This window comes from Streptomyces sp. NPDC005706 (genome assembly GCF_040631045.1).
Taxonomy (GTDB): domain Bacteria; phylum Actinomycetota; class Actinomycetes; order Streptomycetales; family Streptomycetaceae; genus Streptomyces.
This window is the reverse complement of record NZ_JBEXYS010000011.1, coordinates 1-18,042: the sequence shown is the minus strand read 5'-3', so window position 1 is coordinate 18,042 and position 18,042 is coordinate 1. Positions and strand designations below refer to the sequence as shown.

General features: G+C 68.6%; 12 protein-coding genes and 1 pseudogene. 10 read left to right on the top strand and 3 right to left on the bottom strand.

Annotated features, from left to right (window positions below; all coding sequences use genetic code 11):
• The first annotated feature begins 27 nt into the window (after positions 1-27).
• Entirely contained in the window at positions 28-1,335 is a 1,308-nt protein-coding gene (locus ABZ478_RS19295; protein ID WP_359550910.1) for an ATP-binding protein, read from the top strand.
• 138 nt (positions 1,336-1,473) lie between these two features.
• Here the strand turns inward: ABZ478_RS19295 and ABZ478_RS19290 are convergent.
• Positions 1,474-1,751, bottom strand: a pseudogene (locus tag ABZ478_RS19290) (helicase associated domain-containing protein); the annotation flags it as partial.
• A 144-nt stretch (positions 1,752-1,895) separates the two neighbouring features.
• On the opposite strand from ABZ478_RS19290, the gene ABZ478_RS19285 reads away from it, so the two are divergent.
• Positions 1,896-3,362, top strand: a complete 1,467-nt coding sequence (locus ABZ478_RS19285; protein WP_359550908.1) for an RNA-directed DNA polymerase — start codon at positions 1,896-1,898, stop codon at positions 3,360-3,362.
• On the top strand, positions 3,359-3,850 hold the full coding sequence (locus ABZ478_RS19280; protein WP_359550906.1) for a hypothetical protein: 492 nt from the start codon (positions 3,359-3,361) through the stop codon (positions 3,848-3,850). The genes ABZ478_RS19285 and ABZ478_RS19280 overlap by 4 nt, the downstream gene beginning before the upstream one ends.
• Before the next feature lie 432 nt (positions 3,851-4,282).
• On the opposite strand, the gene ABZ478_RS19275 is transcribed toward ABZ478_RS19280, so the two are convergent.
• Positions 4,283-6,634 (bottom strand): preprotein translocase subunit SecA, encoded by a 2,352-nt coding sequence (locus ABZ478_RS19275; RefSeq protein WP_359550903.1) that lies wholly within the window; start codon positions 6,632-6,634, stop codon positions 4,283-4,285.
• On the opposite strand from ABZ478_RS19275, the gene ABZ478_RS19270 reads away from it, so the two are divergent.
• The 6 genes from ABZ478_RS19270 (at position 6,633) to ABZ478_RS19245 (ending at position 13,839) form a co-directional block, all read left to right on the top strand.
• A complete protein-coding gene (locus ABZ478_RS19270) occupies positions 6,633-8,417 on the top strand; it encodes an ATP-binding protein (RefSeq protein ID WP_359550901.1) in 1,785 nt (594 codons plus the stop codon). The two genes, ABZ478_RS19275 and ABZ478_RS19270, sit on opposite strands and share 2 nt — an antisense overlap.
• A gap of 88 nt (positions 8,418-8,505) precedes the next feature.
• Positions 8,506-10,329, top strand: a complete 1,824-nt coding sequence (locus tag ABZ478_RS19265) for a transposase family protein (protein WP_359550898.1) — start codon at positions 8,506-8,508, stop codon at positions 10,327-10,329.
• Positions 10,329-10,739, top strand: coding sequence for an ATP-binding protein (locus ABZ478_RS19260; protein WP_359550896.1), 411 nt, complete (start codon positions 10,329-10,331; stop codon positions 10,737-10,739). The genes ABZ478_RS19265 and ABZ478_RS19260 overlap by 1 nt, the downstream gene beginning before the upstream one ends.
• Positions 10,740-10,831: 92 nt before the next feature.
• Positions 10,832-11,905 (top strand): tyrosine-type recombinase/integrase, encoded by a 1,074-nt coding sequence (locus tag ABZ478_RS19255; RefSeq protein WP_359550893.1) that lies wholly within the window; start codon positions 10,832-10,834, stop codon positions 11,903-11,905.
• A gap of 15 nt (positions 11,906-11,920) precedes the next feature.
• A complete protein-coding gene (locus tag ABZ478_RS19250; protein WP_359550890.1) occupies positions 11,921-12,289 on the top strand; it encodes a helix-turn-helix transcriptional regulator in 369 nt (122 codons plus the stop codon).
• Positions 12,290-12,717: 428 nt separating this feature from the next.
• Positions 12,718-13,839 (top strand): hypothetical protein, encoded by a 1,122-nt coding sequence (locus ABZ478_RS19245; RefSeq protein WP_359550888.1) that lies wholly within the window; start codon positions 12,718-12,720, stop codon positions 13,837-13,839.
• Positions 13,840-14,181: 342 nt separating this feature from the next.
• Here the strand turns inward: ABZ478_RS19245 and ABZ478_RS19240 are convergent, their stop codons facing one another.
• Positions 14,182-16,794 carry a Helicase associated domain protein gene (locus ABZ478_RS19240; RefSeq protein WP_359550886.1) on the bottom strand — a complete coding sequence of 871 codons (2,613 nt, stop codon included), beginning with the start codon at positions 16,792-16,794 and terminating at the stop codon, positions 14,182-14,184.
• Positions 16,795-17,091: 297 nt separating this feature from the next.
• On the opposite strand from ABZ478_RS19240, the gene ABZ478_RS19235 reads away from it, so the two are divergent.
• Entirely contained in the window at positions 17,092-17,286 is a 195-nt protein-coding gene (locus tag ABZ478_RS19235) for a hypothetical protein (protein ID WP_359550883.1), read from the top strand.
• The last annotated feature ends 756 nt before the right edge of the window (positions 17,287-18,042 follow it).

Here is an 18,042-nt window from a genome sequence, read left to right as displayed (position 1 = left end):
GCACGTGGTGAACACACTGGAGTTCCGATGGCCCTGCCCGCACGGCTTACTGCCGCCCTGGGACGACACCCCGACGACCTCACCGAGGACGATCTGCAGCGTGCGGTCGAGAACCACATCCCCGAGAGCGTCGACCTCGACTGGAAGAAGGACTTCTACAAGGGCACTGACGCGGGCAAGAAGGAACTTGCTAAGGACGTGTCCGCCATGGCCAACACCGCCGGCGGCATGGTCGTCATCGGTGTTCACGATGGCGATCAGGACCATGCGCACGCCCTGGCCCCCTTCGAGCCGGAACAAGGCCGAGGCGAGGAATGGATCCGCTCGGTGCTCGCGAACTGGATCCAGCCCGTCGTTCCCAATGTGGGCGTGCGACCGGTGAAGTCCGCGAGCGAGGTGGGCAAGATCTACTGGGTGCTTACCGTACCCCCGAGTGCCCAGGCCCCGCACGCGGTCGCGGCCCCCGGCAATGACTACAACTTCCGCGTCCACGTCCGGCACGGCACCACGACCCGCACCCTCGCCGAATCCGAGATCGCCCAGCGCTACCGTGACCGTTTCCAGGCCGCCTCTGACGATGTCGACCGCCTGCACCAGGTCGCTGACGCGGGCTTGGACTACCTGTCGGGCTATCTGACCAGCACGGCACACGGCGGCAGTCCCAAGGTGACCTATTACCCGGGCTGGGTCTCCCTGGCCGCAGTTCCGGCCGTCCGCGGCACCTATCCCGTGACCACGAGGGTGGATCGGGACGCGGCGTTCGACCGCTTCGTCAAGCTCGCCGGCGACGGCGTGACCACCAACGTGCAGCCGTCCCGCCCCGTGCTCGTCGGCCGCCGCCAGGTCCGCTTCGAGGGCGTACCGACCGGCCAGCTCCACCAGGACGGCAGCTTCTACGCGACGCTGCCCATCAACCTCCAGAGCGACCACACCAACGACGACGGCCCCAAGCGGCTGTTCCAGCGCGGACTCGAACTCGACCTCGTGGCGCTGGTACAGGCTGCCGCGGCCTGGGCGACGGAAACCGGATCGGCCGGCGACCTGGCGCTGTCCGCCGCGCTCCACCGCTTCGACGGCAGCGACAAGCCCGTGCACTTGATCGCGTCGGAGCACGCCTTCACCCATGGCCCCGCGATGCAGCTCCCAGCGGTCCCTGCGCAGACCACCGGCGATCTCGCCGCCATCGTCACCGACCAGCGAGAGGCCGTCGTCGTGGCCTGCGCACTCGTCTCCGACCTCCTAGCTGACATGGGAGCGCACGAGCCTTACGTCCTGACCCCCGAGGGAGAGATCCTGATCGACCGACTCGAGGGCTTCCGGCACACGCTGCGGTAACCACCTGCCCACCAACAGCACGGGACCCCAGGCCTTTACGGGCCCGGGGTCCGGTGGGGGAGCGTCCAACGCGCCGACTCAGTAGGAGACCTCCCGTTCGGAGGGCGGCAGCGCCCTCCGTCCCCTCGCTATGCGTTTCTACGCCCACTCCACGCCCAGCTCCCGTAGTGCGGCCAGCTGGTCTTGGGCGAGCTTGTCTCGCCGTGCCTTGGTGTTGGAAACCCATGCGCCCAGCTTCACGGTTACCAGTCCCATCTCGCTGGACTGTGATCGGTTCACTATGGCCGCGCGGTACCGGCCGGCCTCCGCTTCTCCGCTCGACCCACTCTGTGAGTGCCGTCAGGCCGCCGCTGGAACGCCTGCCGCGCCTTGCTCGGTCCCTTCGCACGGGTGGCCGTCGGGGCAGGGGAGGACGCCAGAGTCACCCCACGCTGACCGGTTCAGCCTCGTCGGCTAACTCGGCCATGATGTCGTTGACGCCCCGGCTTCCCCAACTAATCCGGTCGCAGGACCCGCACGGATACTCTCCTGCGGGGCGTTTCATGTGCGGAGGGGGCCGTGTGAATCTGACAGACCGGCTGAGCAAGGCCAAAGACCTGCTTATCGGTGACGAGCCTTTCGCGGAACTTCCCGACGTCATCGGCTACCAGGACATCGTCCATCAGTGGGACCGCGGATACCGTGCGAGGCTGGAAGCCCTGATCCGCTCCGGCGACACCGGCCCCGTAGGGGCTCAGATCCACGATTTCCCCAAGAACGAGACCGCGGTTAGGCCGCTCGCTCACTTCGACCCGCGTGACCGGATCATCTATGAGGCCATGGTCTACCGCCTCGCTCCCCGGATCGACCGGCATCTTCACCCCTATGTCTACGGCTACAAGTGGTGGCACCGCTTGGCCCGGCCCGTACCGTGGTCGGCCTGCTGGAGACGGATGAAGGAGAGCACCCGCAGCACCCTGCGCCGCAATCCCGCGCTGCGCATCGCGCACACTGACGTCTCCGCCTTCTACGAGCACATCGACATCGGATCCCTCGTTGAGAGCCTGTACGACCTGGACGGCGACGAGAGCCCGGGCGAGGATCTGGCAGCCGTCACCGACGCCCGCGGACTGCCTCAGGGCCCAGACGCCTCTGGCATCCTTGCGAACCTAGTCCTGATGCCGATCGACGCGTTTCTGGCGCGCGAGAAGTTCCCGTTCGCACGCTACTCGGATGACATCCGCATCTTCCACCGGGATCGAACGGCCTTACGTGATGTGCTCATAGAGATCACCCGGCTTCTGCGCGGGATGGGTCTGACCATTGCCGGGGCCAAGACCCGGATCCTGGATCCGGAAGAAGGCCTGGCTGAAGAACTCGACACCCGTTACAGCTCCCTGAAACACGCCGTTAAGAACGGAGTCCCCGGATCACGGGACAAAGTCAGGGAAGAGTTCGAGTCCCTGGACAAGGAAGGCACGTTCAGCGGAACGAAGACCCGATTCGTCCTGAACCGCATGAGCGAGCTCGGTGATGACTACGCAGTCAGTTGGTGTCTGGAAAGCCTGGAGCGTACCCCCCACGCCGTCACCGAGGTCTTCCGCTATCTCGCCATCACCGGTCGTTCGCGGGAGCGCGAGATCACCAGCCATCTGGCACGGTTCATCGATCAGGGGGTGAGTGCGTCATTCCCTTTCACCGAACAGCGCATCCTGCGCTACTTCCTGAGCACCCAGGACAGCCCTGCGAAGACGAAAGAGGCCGCGTGGATGGTCCTGGAAGACCGCAACCGCCAGGACCACTCCCGTGAGGTCGCCGCCCGCTACGCCGGGAAGCATGCCTCCCTCGCCGAGTCCCGTATCCTTCGCAACCGCTTCGAGCGCGAGCAGATACCTGCTGTGCGGAGAGCGCTGCTTGTAGGTCTGTACGAGTCCGGACATCTGACGAGCGACTACCTCAGCAAGGTCAAGGACGCCTACGCGCACCTTCGATGGACCTGCACATTCCTGGCCACCGAACCCGACATAGCCCTTCCGAAGATCGGATGATCATGACCCAGCCGTTCCGCCAGATCGACACCGTGCGCGCCGAACTGGAGCGCATCAAGGGCAACTGCCTCTACACCGCGCAGGGCTACTTCGAGGCCGCGAAGAACGCCGAACTGTGGGGGCGGCTGATGGTCTTCGTTCCGGCCTGCATCACCGCCATAGCCGGGCTGCTCGACGCCATCGGCATCAAGGGACCATTCAGCGCGGTTGCAGCCGTTGCTGGCTCTGTTGCCGCCACCGCCTCCTTCCTCGGCTCCCAGAAGAACGCCGCGGATTACCTGGCCTCCGCGCGGGCCTACACCGCGCTCAAGCACCGAGTCGAATCCGAACTCAGCCTTTTGGCGCCCGACGCCGATCCTGCGGACTTGTCTGCCAGGGCGCGGGAGCTGAATGCCGACTACATCAGGATCACCGCCAACGACATTCCGTTGCCGAACCGGTTCTTCGACCAGGCCAGCAAGCGGATAGAGCAGGGCGCCGCTGAGTAACTCCAACGTCACCGCCCCAGGCCTGCACAGGCCATCCGGTGCAGGCTGTGAGTGGGCGTGTTGGTGGCAGCGGTTGTGCGTCAGCCGTGTTCAGTTGTTGATTGCCTGGTCATGCACTGGGGGCGCGGGTTGATCTGCTGTCATGAGGTGACCAAGTGGCTGCCATCTAGCGGCTGGGGTTGGGCGGGTTGGCTGTTGTTGGGGTGGCTGTTCCTACCGGGGTTCGTCGGAGGCCAGTGCTGTCGGCATACCGCGACGGAGATCTGTCCAGACGCTTCGGGACGAAGCCGAGGGCCGCAGGAAGGCGCACAAGCCTGGCCCGCGTATCTGCTGCTCACCGACGGGTGCGGCTCCCTGTAGTGCGTCCAGATGTGACGTCGGCCTGATCGTCGGTGCTGGTGCCGTTGGAGGAGTTCCCGGCGAGGATTTTCCCTACCGCTTCCGCTTGTGCTGTGCTGCGTTCCTCGTACCGCTCTGCGGCCGCTTGGCGTTTGGGTGGATCGAGCGATGAAGCTCTGAGGGTGGCCGCAAGGACGACAAGCTGGCCGTCAGCGCAGCATCAAGCGGCCCGGTGTGCCCGTCGTAACAAATGTCGAGGAGCTCGCGGGTTGTTTGGTCGTAGAGAAAGACGACGCCTCTGGGCAGACCGAGCTGGTGCTTCTTGGCTCGGAGGTAGTCGCGGAGCCTCCTGTCGGTCTCGACGGGGTCGGCTCCAGCCGGGCGGGTGGCCCACACGAACAGCCAGCCCTCTGCCGGGTCGATGCTGGCCGTGAGCGGCACGGCCAGGCTACGGCCCTTGGGGCTCGGGTTGTCGAGGAGCTCATCGCCGTGGCGGGCGAACTTGTGCTGCACGTCGGTTGCTCCAGACAGCAGTGTCGCGCCGATGCTCAGCCATCCGGTGACATTGCGGGACTGCAGCTCGTCGACCAACGGCGCGAGCGGCGATGGCACCATTGCCGGCTTGGGCGCCTGTATTGAACGCGCGCCGCCGCGCCCTCGGGTGTGGAACCACTGGTCCAGCGCATCGGTTCGGCTGGTCAGGAACGCTGGCTTTCGTGCTCGGTAACGGCGCAGTTCGGCCGTAGCCGGCTCGGGCAGGAAGGGGAACGCCGCACGCACCTGCACCGGGTCGGGTTCTACCCAAAGGCCTGCCTCGAAGAAGTACAGGAACAGATCCATTTCGTCGGGCGCACGGAACATCACCGTGACATCGGGGTTGCGGCGCCGACGCAGGTACAGCAGGAACTCGGCTGGACGCGCCACCAGTTCGGTGATCAGCTCAAGATCGTGCAGGGACACCGTCCATGGAACGTTGTCCGCGGCCAGCAGGCCGGCCTGCACCAGCTCGGCGGTGGCAGTCAGGACCGTCGATATGTCATCGAGGCTGACAGCGATGGTGTGGATCTCACGGATTTGGCTGAGGTCGATCCACCCCTCGCTTTTGCTGCGGAGGCCGCCGTCTCGCTCGATGGCGTCGCGCATGCGCCCGGCCTGTTCGGCTGCTTTGGTGATGATGCCGGTCAGGTCGGTACGGATCCGTGCCGTCTTGCCCCCGCGGGATAGCGCGCTCAAGGCGACGGCCTTGTCTTCCACGATGATGGCGACATCGTCGAGGACGATGAGGTGGTCGCCCTCGGCGCGCTTGGTGTACTTCGACGGGTCGGCGGCCTCGGCTTCATCATCGCTCGCGGGTAGGTAGTACTCCAACCCGTCCCGGAATCGGGCGCCGGGAAGGACACGCTCCAGCGCGGCGTGTGTGCGGGATTCGAGAAGGTCTCCGCGGTGCTTGGCGTACTGGCTCCACACCGGGGCCGTTTTTTTCAGGTGTTCCTCGAGGTTCTCCCGCACAGCGAACACGTTCAACGCCGGATGTGGCAGCATCAGACGCCCGTCCGCGCCAACGATAAGCGGCCGCGTTCGCAGCGGGTTCCGTCCGCTGGTGAACGCCTCGATGACATCCATCGGACTGTCCGTCCCGAGGTCCAAGCGGAACCGCTCGACAACGGCCCGGACACACTCCTCGGCCAGGCCCGTATGCGCAACGATGTCGTCGATCGTGACCGTGGCCTGCTCGGCAGGTGGCTCGAACATCGACGTGACGCTGAGCATGGCCTGTTCCGTCAGTTGTCTGTCCGCCCGGCCTTCCTCCTCCGCGGCCATCGCGTCCAAGACTGCATTGCCCATCGCCTCGATGCGGTCGTTCAGCCTGTCCTGCTGCAGGTCGTGGCAGGCGTCGAGGACGGCTACTGCATCCGTGGCGTTGAAGCCCAGTTGCGCCTCCAGCGCTGCGCGGACGCTCTCAACGCCGTCAAGGAGTGCCAGATTGGTTTCCTCTACCATTTCCGGATATGACGGATTGCGCATCCACACCTCGGCGCCCCGAATGAACAAGGACACCATGGCGAGTTTGTCGGTCGGGTCAGCACGTGCGAATGAACGCAGCTGCGCAAGGTAGAGGATCTTGCTCAGTCCCTCCTTCGCGCTGGAGACGAAGTGGCTCATCTCCTGAAATCCGGCTTCGGACGCGGTCGCCGTTCCTGTCTCCTGCCGGGCAGTCAGAGCAATCAGCGCCAGCAGTTCGACATAGACCGCGCCCGCTTCCGCGGTGACAGGTATTTCGCCCTCGCGGGCCATCGGCAGGAATTGCTGACGAGCCACCTCGATAAGCCGGATCGCGTCGAACCGCGGCACCTCCACGACGAACTCCTCGATCGCCGCGGCGAAGGCCGCGTCAGCCTCAGATGCAGGGTCGTCGCCAGTAAGGGAGGCCATGAGAGTGGTCATGGTGATCAAGGAATCCGCTACGACCTGCGCGTGCGGATCGAGCACCAGCGTCCCCGACACGGAACGGCGATGTCTCTTGTTGCGCGATTCGCGTCGCTTCGTGCGGGAGCCCATGGGGCACTTCACCACACAATACGGGCGGCCAGCAAAGGGTTTGGCGTGCACAGCCTTCACTGGCAACAGCTGCCTGCGCGAGGTCACGGGCGCCGGCGTTCCCGTCGATGGGGTCATCGTTGAAGAAGCGCTCACCGGGCATCGGCCCATCCTGCCCGACAGCGCAGCTGCTCCGGTCTGGGATCGGCAACGACGTGCAGACCGGCTGCTGTCATGGGGTGACCAGGTGGCTGTCACGGTGCGGCTAGCAGATCGCGGTCCGGCTGTGTTGGGTTTGCCAGTCTTCCTGTGGAGGGGCGGCCGGGGCGGTGGGGTTGTCCGTGTGACGGGTTCGGGAACCCCAGTGGGGAAGACGGCGCCGGGTCCGGCTGTTCTGGCGGTGGCCGGGCGGGTGGAGCGGGCCGTGGTGGTACGGCGGCTGCTGGCAGTGGACCGGGGTGAGGGCGGTCTGTCGTCGTTGCACGTGCGGATCGCGGCCGGTTTGGCGGGGGTGACGGAGCGGACGGTATGGCGGTGGCTGGCCGAGGGACGCGAGGGGCGGGTGGAGGCCCGGCCGCGGCAGGGCGGGTTCATGGTGGGCGACGCCTTGTGGGAGGTACTCACCCAGGTGGGCGGGAACGTTGCCGAGCTGCGCCGCAGGATGCTCCGGGCGCAGGACGAGGGAGTGCTGGAACACTGGGGAGCGGAGTTTGTGCCGTCCTTGGCGACGCTGCACCGCGCGATCAAGGACGAACTGAGGGCGGGCCGTGTGCTTCACGTCGCCCGCGCGGCGTCGGGCCGGGCGGAGCCGAGCCGGTACGACCGGGCACTGGCCGAACTCGGCTTCGTAGAGGGCGCGAACGGCCCGCCGGTGGTGGACGGCCCGGATGCCGAGACGTCCGGTACGGGCGGTGAACAGTGGCCCGGCGCGGTGACGCGTCCCCGGGTGTCCGGTGGGGTGCGCCTGTACGCGCCGGGGGCACGGTTGGTGTCCACGCGGCAGGTGGCCGCCGTGGTGGAGGTGGTGGGGCACACGGTCGCCGCGCGGGGGATCGGCTGCGTGTACGGGGACACGGGGCTGGGGAAGACGGTCGCGGTCGAGCAGGCTCTGCATCTGCTGCCCGGCCGGGTGCCGGTGTGGCGGGCGGTGGTGGGGGTCAGACCCGGGCTGCCGCAGATGCGGGCCGCGTTGTGCGAGGCACTGGGGCTGCCCTCGGGGTCCCTGACCCACCGTGCCGGACCGGCTGACCAGGCGCTGGCGGAGGCGCTGGCCGAGCCGGGTGTGCTGTTCCTCGACGACGCGCAGCGCTTGTCGCCGCCGGTGCTGGACTATCTGCGGCAGCTGTGGGACTCGCCGGGTTGCATGGCTGCCCTGGTGCTGTGCGGGGCGGGCAGCGAACGGGCACTGGCCCGGGCAGCGGCGATGCGTTCCCGCGTCCTGACCTGGCACCAGGTCAGCCGCCTCGACACGGAGGATGTGCCGCGGACGTTGGGTCTGTTCCACCCGGTATGGGAGGACGCTGATCCGGCCGACCTTGGGCGGGCGGATGAGCAGACCGCCCGCGGCAACTTCCGTACATGGGCGAAGATCACCTCGCATGTCTGCGCAGCCCGGGGCCGCGACCCCGGTGCGGGAGTGGAGCGGGACGCGATCGACCGGGCATGCGCCCGGCTTGGCCCGTACTCATGACGGCCCCGGCCCCTCTCACGTGCCCGGCGCACACCGGTTCCGACGGCAGAGAACCTCACCCCGTTCGGCGAGGAGAAGAAACGGCGCGATGACGGACAGCAGAGCGCAGGACATCAACGACGGCCGTGGCCTTGACGGGGGAGGGCAGCGGCTGCCACCGCCGGGGGATCCGGCCGGTGTGCTCGAAAAGCAGTCGCTGGTTGCGCTGCGGGCGCCTGCGGTGCGTCGTCTGCTGGCGCTGCGGGCCCGGGGCGGTCTTTCGCGGCAGCACGTGGGGCTGGCGGGGGAGTGTCTGGGGGTATCGGAGCGCACGGTGTGGCGGTGGCTGGCCGAGGCATCCCAGAGCCCGGCGGCCGCTGCGCACCCCGGAGCCCGCCACACCGGCAGATTTGAGATCACCGCGGAGATCCGGGTGCTGCTGGCGTACTGGCACGGCAACGCCTCCGCAGTGCACCGCCAGCTCATGGAGCGCGCCGCAGCCGAGGCCGGGGGCTCACGAGCGCAAACGTCCGGCGCTACCGTGCCCCTCCCGCCGGACCTGGCGGCTGTTCCGGGCGGGGCAGCCCTGTCGCAGGTGCCGCTGCTGGATCCGGTCCCGTCCCTGTCGACGTTCCTGCGCGCGCTGCGCCGCGACCTGACGGCGGGGGAGCGCGCCGGTCTCGCCATCGGACCGGAGGCAGCACGCGCCCATGACGTGTTCGGCAAGCGGCCACCGTCATGGCGCAACTACGCCTGGGAGACCGACCACGTCCAGGCCCCGCTGCTGGTCGACGCCGACGGCGACCTGGTGCGCCCGTGGATCACCTGGTTCATCGACACTGCCACCAAGGTCATCACCGGTACCGCTGTCACCCCGGGCCATCCCTCCCGCGCGTCGGTACTGGCCGCCTTGCGCGCCGCAGTGGTGCGGGACGATCCCTACGGCCCGGCCGGGGGAGTGCCGGAACTGGTGAGGATGGACCGGGGCAAGGACTTCCTGTCGGCCACCGTCACCACCGCACTCGGCGCGATGGGCGTGACGGTCAAAGACCTGCCCGCCTACAGCCCGCATCTGAAAGGCACGGTGGAAAGCCTCAACCGGGCCGCGGACCGGATGCTGTTCGCCGCCCTGCCCGGCTACACCGCCGGGCCCACTGGGCCTCGCTCGGAACGGCGCGGACGTACCGCAGGGGCAGTGTCCGCCCTGTCGTTCAAGGACTTCACCGCGGAGGTCCTGGCGTGGACGAACTGGTGGAACACCGCGCACCGCCCGAAATCTCTGTCAGGCCGTACACCGCTTCAGGCGTGGCAGGCCGATCCGACGCCTGTCACCGACATCCCCGCCGCCGATCTGTGGGCCTTCACCCTCGAGGACGACGGCCGGCCCCGAAAACTGACCAGCCACGGCGTGAGCTGGCGCGGCCGCACCTACGTCGCCGCGTGGATGACCGGTCAGGCCGGCCGCGAAGTCCGCGTGCGCTACATGCCGCACCACGACCACGAGATCGAAGTCTGCGACGCCCGCGGCCGCCACCTCGGCCCGGCGCACCTCGCGGACGCGGCCACCCCCAAGCAACTGCAGGCCCTGCGCGAGGCACGCTCGGAACGCGCCCGGCGCCTGCGCTCCGACGCGAAGGCCGCCGAACGCCTGCGCCGCCAGCGATTCGCCCCCACCACCAGCGCGGAGCCCGCCCAGCGGCTGGGAGCCGTCACGGCCGCCCAGGCCGAGCGTGAACTCGCCGCCGCCGACTACACCGACGTCGCACGGCTGGCACTGCCCGACCTGATCCCGCCCGCCCCGCCTCCGGCGCACTGGCGCACCCCACCCGCCCTCGCTGCTGGCACAGCGCCGCCCCCGCCCGCCCCCACTTCAGCCGACCCGTCGGCGGACGTTGTGCCGGAGCCCGGCTCCCGACCCGCAGGAGACGCCTGATGACCGCGGCCACCTACCAGTACGTCGACCTGCCCGACGCCTCCGTGGTCACCACCCGCGCCCTGCTCACCGCCCGGGAGAACATCACCGACACCGTCGCTGCTCGCGCGATGATGTGCATCCATGGCGGCGCCGGCTTCGGCAAGACCCTCGCGGTCAATACCTGCCTGCGCGAACTCGAACCCGCCGGCGAGGACGTCCGCAAGATCACTTTCCGGGCTAGGCCCACCGCCCGCGCGGTGCGCTACGAACTGTTCACCGCCCTCGACCTGGCCGGTGAACCACCGCGCCACCCGAGCGAGTTCGACCGTCTGCTGAAGACGGCCCTGGCCGAACGCCCCCGCACCTTCCTCGTCGACGAGGCCCAGTGGCTCAACGGTGAGGCGTGTGGGTCGCGGGGTTCGTGGTGAGGCGGGAGTTGCCTTCCTTCAGCTGTCTCGTTGATTCCTGCGGTGGCACGTGCATGGTTCAGGTGCTGCCTTAACCGGGGACTGTCGATGTGATGGCGGTGAAGAAAGTGGGGGAGAAGCCTCTTCTTCGGCTGGTGGAGGGCGGCCTCACTGACCTCACCCCTGACACCAAACGGGCACCGGATGTGTGGGCTTTCCAAGCCGACTGCGCCCAGGCGTTCGCCGCTACCTGGGTGGTGCGGGGCTTCGCTGTGTCGACGATCGACACCTACTCTTCTCTGCTTCCACGGGTGCTGGCCCACTTCGCGACGCCGGTGTGGCAGATCGAGCCCGCCCACGTGGACGCGATGCTGCACAGTCTGCTGCTCGCAGGCCGGACCGCGGGAACCAGACGTCGCTATCTGGACATGCTGCGCGCGTTCCACACGTTCGTACGCCTGCGCTACGCGACCGAGATCCGCGTCCTGTACGGCACGACAGTGGGTGATCCGCTGGACCGGTTCAACCGGCTGCGCCACGTCTGGGACAACACCCCTCGTCGGCTGCCGCCTACGGCCGGGCGCCTCACCGCCTTCTTCACGTTCGCCCGCGCCCGGCTGGCCGTCACCTCCGACTTTCCAACCGCGGCACGGGATTACGCGCTGCTGCGCACGCTGTACCACTGCGCGCCGCGGCTTAGTGAAGCGCTCCGCCTCGATCTGTGCGATGTCCATCCCGAGCTCGGCCCGTGCGGCAAGCTCCACGTGCGGTTCGGCAAAGCGGCCAACGCCTCGGGACCACGCCCGAGATGGGCTCCCATGCTTGACGGACTGGATCAGATCCTTGCCTGGTACCAGAGCGACATCCGTCCCTTGTTCCCCGACACGGCGGCGCTGTTCTGCGACGCCGACGGCCAGCCACTGAAGCCGGAGACCGTACGCGACCGCCTTTCGCGCCTGCTGGACGCCGAAGGCCTCATCGAGGAAGACCGGTTCACCCCGCATGACCTGCGCCGTGCCTGCGCCACGCACCACTACGAGCAGGGCATGGACCTGCTCACCGTCCAGCAGCTCCTCGGCCACCAACACATCGCCTCCACCATGGCCTACGTCCGGCCCAGCCTCACCTTCGTCGAGGACGCCTGGCGCCGCGCCACCCTCACCGCCGTGACCGGCCTGGCCGGCTGATCCACCGGAGCCTTGATGACCACGCGCCCTCTCCAGGCCGTCGAACCCACCGCCCTTGTGCCCGAGGTGGAATGGAAGCTGCGCATCGCCGCGGCACAACGCGGCATCTGGACGGGCACTGAGCTGCGCCGTCTCCTGGCCGAGCGAGCCGGTCGCGAGCTGTCCGCCGCCTCGGTCTCCGCGCTGTTCACCAAGCAGCCTTCCCAGGTGAAGCTGTCCACCCTGGCCGCCCTGTGCGCAGCGCTCGACTGCACCCCGGGCGACCTGTTGACCTTGCGCGAACCGGCCGCGTCCCCAACTCCCACGCCGCGCACCCCCGCCCCGGCCACGCCACCCTCGCAGCAACAGCCCGAACCCCGCCACCGATCCCTGCCACCGCTATGACCGCAACCAACCCCGTCACGCGCCCGCCCGCCACCGTCGCCAGGGCCTCCCGGACCGTCAAGGACAACTGCTCGGCCTGCCACCGCCTGCGCTGGCTGCACCCGGACACGGGCCGCTGCGCCTGGTGCTCACGTACCTGCATTCTCTGCGGCGCCCCACGACGCTCCACCCAGGATCTGTGCGCGGCATGCCGACGCCGCTCAGCCGGGCGACCGGGCCGGGGCCCCTGCCAGCACTGCGGGCGCCGACGCACCCTTGACGGGGCGACTCAGCGCTGCCGAGCCTGCACAGATCCCGCCACCGCACCGCTCCCCGAACTCTGTGAGCGCTGCGGCACCAGCGGCCAGTGGGCCAAGGGCCTGTGCAAACGCTGCTATGAGCACTCACCACACACCGTCATCACCCGCGCGATCGGCTGGGCCGAGCGCATGCCCGCCCCACCTCCTTGGTGGAGTGACTTCGCCGCACATCTCGCCGATCACCGCCACCCCATCTACGCGTCTGACGTCGTCGCCACCACCGCACGCCTCATCCTTGCGACCACGACCGGTGACCCTCACACGCTGCTCGCGCAGGCCCGCACCAACGCCCCCGAGCTCGTCGGAGCACTCACCGACTTTTTCCATACCCACCGCTGTCTCGACCCGCCACCGGACCTCGCCGACCGGCGAGCAGCAGCCCGCCGCGCCCACCGCATTGAGGCCACTCCCGCCCCGCTACGCCCTCAGGTCGAAGGATTCGCCGACTTCCTGCTGCTCCAGCACGAGCAAGCCCAGCAGCTCGGGCTACACCCCAACCAACTGAAGACCATCGAGATCCGCCTGGACACCATCCGTGACCTGGCCCTCCACCTCCACACCGAGGGACATACGAGCTGGGCGAGCGTCACCACCGCCGACCTCGAGTCCTTCCTTGCTCTCGCCCCGGCCCGCCGAGCCTCCCGCTTGGCGGGCATGCGTCAGTTCTTTGCCTACGCCCACCGCTCCAAGGCCATCCTCCACAACCCCACCGAACCGATAACCGCTGTGCAGCAGAGGGGTTTTCACGGACCCACCCTCACCCCCGCCCGGCAGCGCACCCTATACAGGCGGTGGGCCACCAACCAGAACATCCACCCACATGAGGCTTTCATCGGCCTCGCCGCCCTCCTGCACGCAGCAACCACCACCGAGCTACGCCGGCTCACCGACGTCGACATCGACCCGCACCGCCGGAGCGTCCGGTTTCCCGGCAGGTCGGTGCATCTCCTCCTGGACGGTGCGACCTGGATGGCGCTGCAACGTTGCCAGGAGCACCGGCATCGACTCGGCTCAGACAATTCCCACGTGCTTGTCACTCGGCTCACCCGAACACACCACGGACCCGCTGGCGCCGCCCACATCCGCGATAGCCTCGCTCCCGTCGGCCTCCTACCGAGCATCCTGCGCTCCACTCGCCTGCTCGCTCTCACAGACGAACTCGATGCCAAGATCCTCACCATCTCATTGGGGATGTCCTACGCAGGGGTCGCCCACTACCGCCCCGACCCGACCCTCACCACACCTATGTGATCAGATCCGGCATGGTGGTCCACCGCTGTACCGTGCGGCGCTGGGAGACCCCCAGACGGGCCTCAGTGCTTGAGGGGAATGAGCCGGGTGCGCAACGCGCGCTCCACTCCCTGCTCGATCTGTCCCACTCCACCTCCCATAGCGACCAGCCGGCAGGGCCGCCATCCGTAGCGTCAGTTCTCCCGTATCGCTCGCTCCTGCCTGCCAGTCTCTGCATTCTCGGGACAGCACCGGATGACGCCATGAGTTTCGTGCCCCGCTTGGTGCGCGTACGCCATATGTACGCTTCACGTCGGCTCGGCGGCGCAGCCGCTGTGCCCGGGCGGCCAAGTTTGTTCGCCGTCAGGTCCAGCGCATGCCGATCTTCGATAGCTGCTCGACGCGCTCCGGGGTCAGGGTTGCGGCTCTGGAGCGCTGGTTGTTGATCCATGCCCCGAGCCGCAGGTGATGCTCCTCCGCCTCGTCACTGCCGTGGCCGTTCTCGCGGTCGCCGTCCTGGTCCTTGCCGTCGCTGCCAATCAGGATCGTCTCCACGTGCTTGCGGGGTACGCGCAGGTGGCCTTCGCGTTGGTAGTACTGCCGGGCGGCGGTGAGGTTGAGGGCCCATTTGTCGGCCTGGCTGCGCCGCGGCCTGGGCTTCTCGTCGTCGCCGGCGGGCTGGATGCCAAGGACGTGCTCGCACATCCACTGCTGCGCGGTCGTAAGCCGTTCCCAGCTGAGCCGGACTGAGCGTACCCATCGGCCGAGGTCCTCGCCCTGGTGCACGACGGCGCCCGGCTCGGTCGGCAGCGGGCGGCCGGCCTCCAGGTGGAGCCGGACGAGGTGGAAGGCACGCTGCCAGTCGACGGGCCATGCCGGGCACCAGGAAGGGTCGATGTCCTCGAGCTGCTCGCGCCGCATCTCCGGCAGCGCCCAAGCCGACGACGGAACCGGCAGCCCCTCGGCACGCCGCTGCTCGATCTCGGCCGCCTTGCGGGCGGCGGCCCGCGCGTTCTTCAGCCAGATCCCCACGCGGTAGCCCTGGAAGGTGGCGTCCAGTGGGGCCAGGAGGTGGCCCACCTCGGCCGCCCACCCGCGCGCCGCCGCGAGACCTTCCTCCCAGGCGATGTCGTAGTGGGACCAGACCATGCCGAGCGCGTCGAGCTGTGCCACACGGTCGGTGTCCATGTCCCCGCGGGCGTGGAAGCGGCGGGCGTCGGCGATCCACTGTCCGAGTGGGAAGCGGGCGAGGGAGGCCGGCCACCCCTCGCCGCCCCCGACCTCCACCTCCCCCTCCGGCTCCTGTTCCTGGTCGTCGTCGCCCGCGGTGGGGACACGGTAGGTGAACGCCACCCGCAGATCGCCGTGGTACCGGTGGTAGTGGGTGGCGGCTTCGATGCCGCGGCGCCAGTGGGTGTGTTCGGGGTTGAGGACGCGGAGGTTGATGAACGCGGCGAGCTGGGCGGGGTCGCGCGGTGTGCTGAACTTCAGCAGTTCCCGGGCCGGTACCGACAGCCGAGCCTGCCCGCCGGTGTCCGGGCCTTCCCGGTCCTCGTCGGTCTCGTCTGCGGAGCGGGTTTGTACGCCTCTCACCTGACTTCGTGCTTGTGGTTCGGCGAGGTGCTCGACGATGCGGGCGTCGTGGGCGCGGAGGGCTTCCAGCAGCTTGGCGAGTCCGCCGTAGGCGCGGCTGGTGAGCATGTTGCCGGGTGTCTCTCCGGGGCCGAGGAGGACGGGTACGACGAGGGATGCGGTCTTGCCGTCGCCGGGGTGTAGGCGGAGTGCGCGGCCGACGGCTTGGACGAGGTCGGGCATGGAGCCGCGTACGTCGGCGAAGTACACGGAGTCGCAGTGGGAGGTATCGATGCCTTCGCCGAGCACGCGGACGGAGCCGAGGAACGTCTTCTCCACGACCGTGCCGTCAGCAGCGATCCCTCGGGAGAATGCGTCCAGGACGCGGCGCCGGTGGAGCGGCTTGTGCTCGCCGCACAGCCAGTCCGCCCACACCGCGCGCGGGTACAGCCCCGGCTCGGCCGCATGCAGCCGTCCCGCGACGTCCGTGAGGCCGGCCGCGAACGCTTCGGCCTCCTTCACCTGGTGGTGGAATACCAGCGTCCGCTGGAAGCCCTCCTCGGCCGAGGCCTTCACCAGCGCCGTCTGCAAGGCGGCGAGCCGCGCCCCCCGCACCTCGTCCGAGCGGCCCTCCACACCCAGCAGCTGCGCCGCCTGGAGGTGGGTGTCGGTGATGTCCAGGCACACGACCTGGTAGGGGGCGCAGATTCCCCGGTTGATGGCCTCGGACAGGGTGAGGGTGTAGCAGCGGGCCCCGAACGGCCCCGCGGGATCGTCGTCCATGGACGCCACCAGCTCGCCCGGCACCCCCGGCGTGCCTTCGGAGTCGTCGTCGAGTTGCCACAGCCGTGGGGTGGCGGTCATGTACAGCCGGCGCAGGGCGGGGATGCGGGTGTTGTCGTGGACGACTGCCCACGGCTTTCCGATCCGCCCGGAGGTCCGGTGCGCCTCGTCCACGACGATCAGGTCCCAGGCGGGAAGGCCCGCGGCGTGCGCGCGCTCGAGCGTGCCGAGCCCGAGGGAGGCGTAGGTGGCGAACACGGTGACCCTGTCGAACGGGCGCACCCAGGCGACCAGCTCGTCCACGTCCGTGGTGTTCGCGAAGCCCGCCTCACCCGCACGCAGGGACGAGACCCCGATCATCGGCCCCGTACGCCCGCCCTCACGCCAGCCGGCCTCGGTCTGCGCCAGCAGATCCAGCGACGGCACGAGCACCAGCACCCGACCCGCCTGCATCTCCTCCGCGCTGCGCACGGCGACGAGGGTCTTGCCCGATCCGGTCGCCATGACTACCTGCGTCCGCAGACCTCGCTCGGGCACAGTAGATCTTGCAGGCAATTCGAGTGCCCGGAGTACCGCGTCCACGGCTTCCCGCTGATGAGGACGGACTTCCTTCACAGCCACTTCAATGCCCCTCTCTCAGCAATCCGGACGACAACTCCCACAACCGAACCGTCACCAACTGAATAACCTCACAGGGCCGTTGGACAGCAGACACGGCACCCGCACCGAGACAACGGCTCGACACCTCCGGATACAGACCCGCAGACGGCCACCCTCGACCGGACCACAGAACCCACAGAACGGAAGCAACCCAATTCCAGAGTCTATCGCAAACACAAAATGAAGCACCGGCAGAGAATCACCCCGGCAACCTCGGGTACTCCGCATGCATCACTGCCCACCCGACAGGAGAGAGCCATGACAGACAAGCCCGCAATCGACGAAGGCAACCGGTTCTGCAACGCCTGCGGCACGCCCGCCGAGAACGGGAAACTGTGCCGCCACTGCGGTGCCGCGCTCGACCTCCCGGACGGTGCAGGCCTGATCGAGGATCAGGGTGCCGCGGTACGCCGTGACTTCGAGGGCCGTACCCAACAGCAACAACGAGGGTGAACAAATCAGCAGCGAACCCAGCCCGCAAGAACAGCACAGCCGCCACCCCTGCCTGCTGAACAGCGGACACCGGGGTACACGGGCCGGCATGGCATCCACGGCTGAACGCATCAAGTCCGTGCGGGCCGTGCGGCAGCTGCGCCGGGTTCGTACCTTCTGATGTGGGCGGCATCGACCGCCTGGACCGGCTGGCAGAGCCCCGGGGGCCGGCCGATGTGGGTATCCGCTCTCCTCCTGACCGTCTTCACCGGTCTGCTCCTCACAGCCTCCCTCTGGCTCCAGCGTCTTCGCACCGCGGGCCCGGCCGAGCCGGCGCATCACGCTGCATCACGGCGGGAGGCCCGGCCGCGGCACGCGCATGCCTGACCCATACCGAGCCCACCCTCTCCTGTAGCCGCTCGGGCCGAAGGCCCGTTGGCCGACCCCCGCAGCGGGGCCGGCCTACGTGGCGCGGAGCTCCACCAGATGGCTGGAGCGCAGCGGAAGCCATCCCACGGGTCCGTAGGACCCGCAGCTCCGGAAGCGCAGCGAACGGAGCATCAACCAGCCTGCGCAGCAGGCTGGTTGAGCGGGGAGCGCAGCGAGCCGCCAGCGCTCACGCGGAGCGTGAGCGCAACCCCCGTGCGAAGCACGGGGGTTCGCTTGCTCCGGGCGCAGCCCGGCGCCGGACAGCCCGACCGTGGCCGCGCGGCAGCGGACCGGGCGGAGCGGTTCGGTGCTGTGCGGCGGGTGGGGAGGATCGGGGTGAAGTGTTCC

Bases quoted from the DNA above. Each gene is read 5' to 3' on its own strand.
- ABZ478_RS19295 (WP_359550910.1), top strand. From the start codon at position 28: ATGGCCCTGCCCGCACGGCTTACTGCCGCCCTGGGACGACACCCCGAC.
- ABZ478_RS19280 (WP_359550906.1), top strand. From the start codon at position 3,359: ATGATCATGACCCAGCCGTTCCGCCAGATCGACACCGTGCGCGCCGAA.
- ABZ478_RS19270 (WP_359550901.1), top strand. From the start codon at position 6,633: ATGGTGATCAAGGAATCCGCTACGACCTGCGCGTGCGGATCGAGCACC.
- ABZ478_RS19275 (WP_359550903.1), bottom strand. From the start codon at position 6,634: ATGACCACTCTCATGGCCTCCCTTACTGGCGACGACCCTGCATCTGAG.
- ABZ478_RS19265 (WP_359550898.1), top strand. From the start codon at position 8,506: ATGACGGACAGCAGAGCGCAGGACATCAACGACGGCCGTGGCCTTGAC.
- ABZ478_RS19260 (WP_359550896.1), top strand. From the start codon at position 10,329: ATGACCGCGGCCACCTACCAGTACGTCGACCTGCCCGACGCCTCCGTG.
- ABZ478_RS19255 (WP_359550893.1), top strand. From the start codon at position 10,832: ATGGCGGTGAAGAAAGTGGGGGAGAAGCCTCTTCTTCGGCTGGTGGAG.
- ABZ478_RS19250 (WP_359550890.1), top strand. From the start codon at position 11,921: ATGACCACGCGCCCTCTCCAGGCCGTCGAACCCACCGCCCTTGTGCCC.
- ABZ478_RS19245 (WP_359550888.1), top strand. From the start codon at position 12,718: ATGCCCGCCCCACCTCCTTGGTGGAGTGACTTCGCCGCACATCTCGCC.
- ABZ478_RS19235 (WP_359550883.1), top strand. From the start codon at position 17,092: ATGACAGACAAGCCCGCAATCGACGAAGGCAACCGGTTCTGCAACGCC.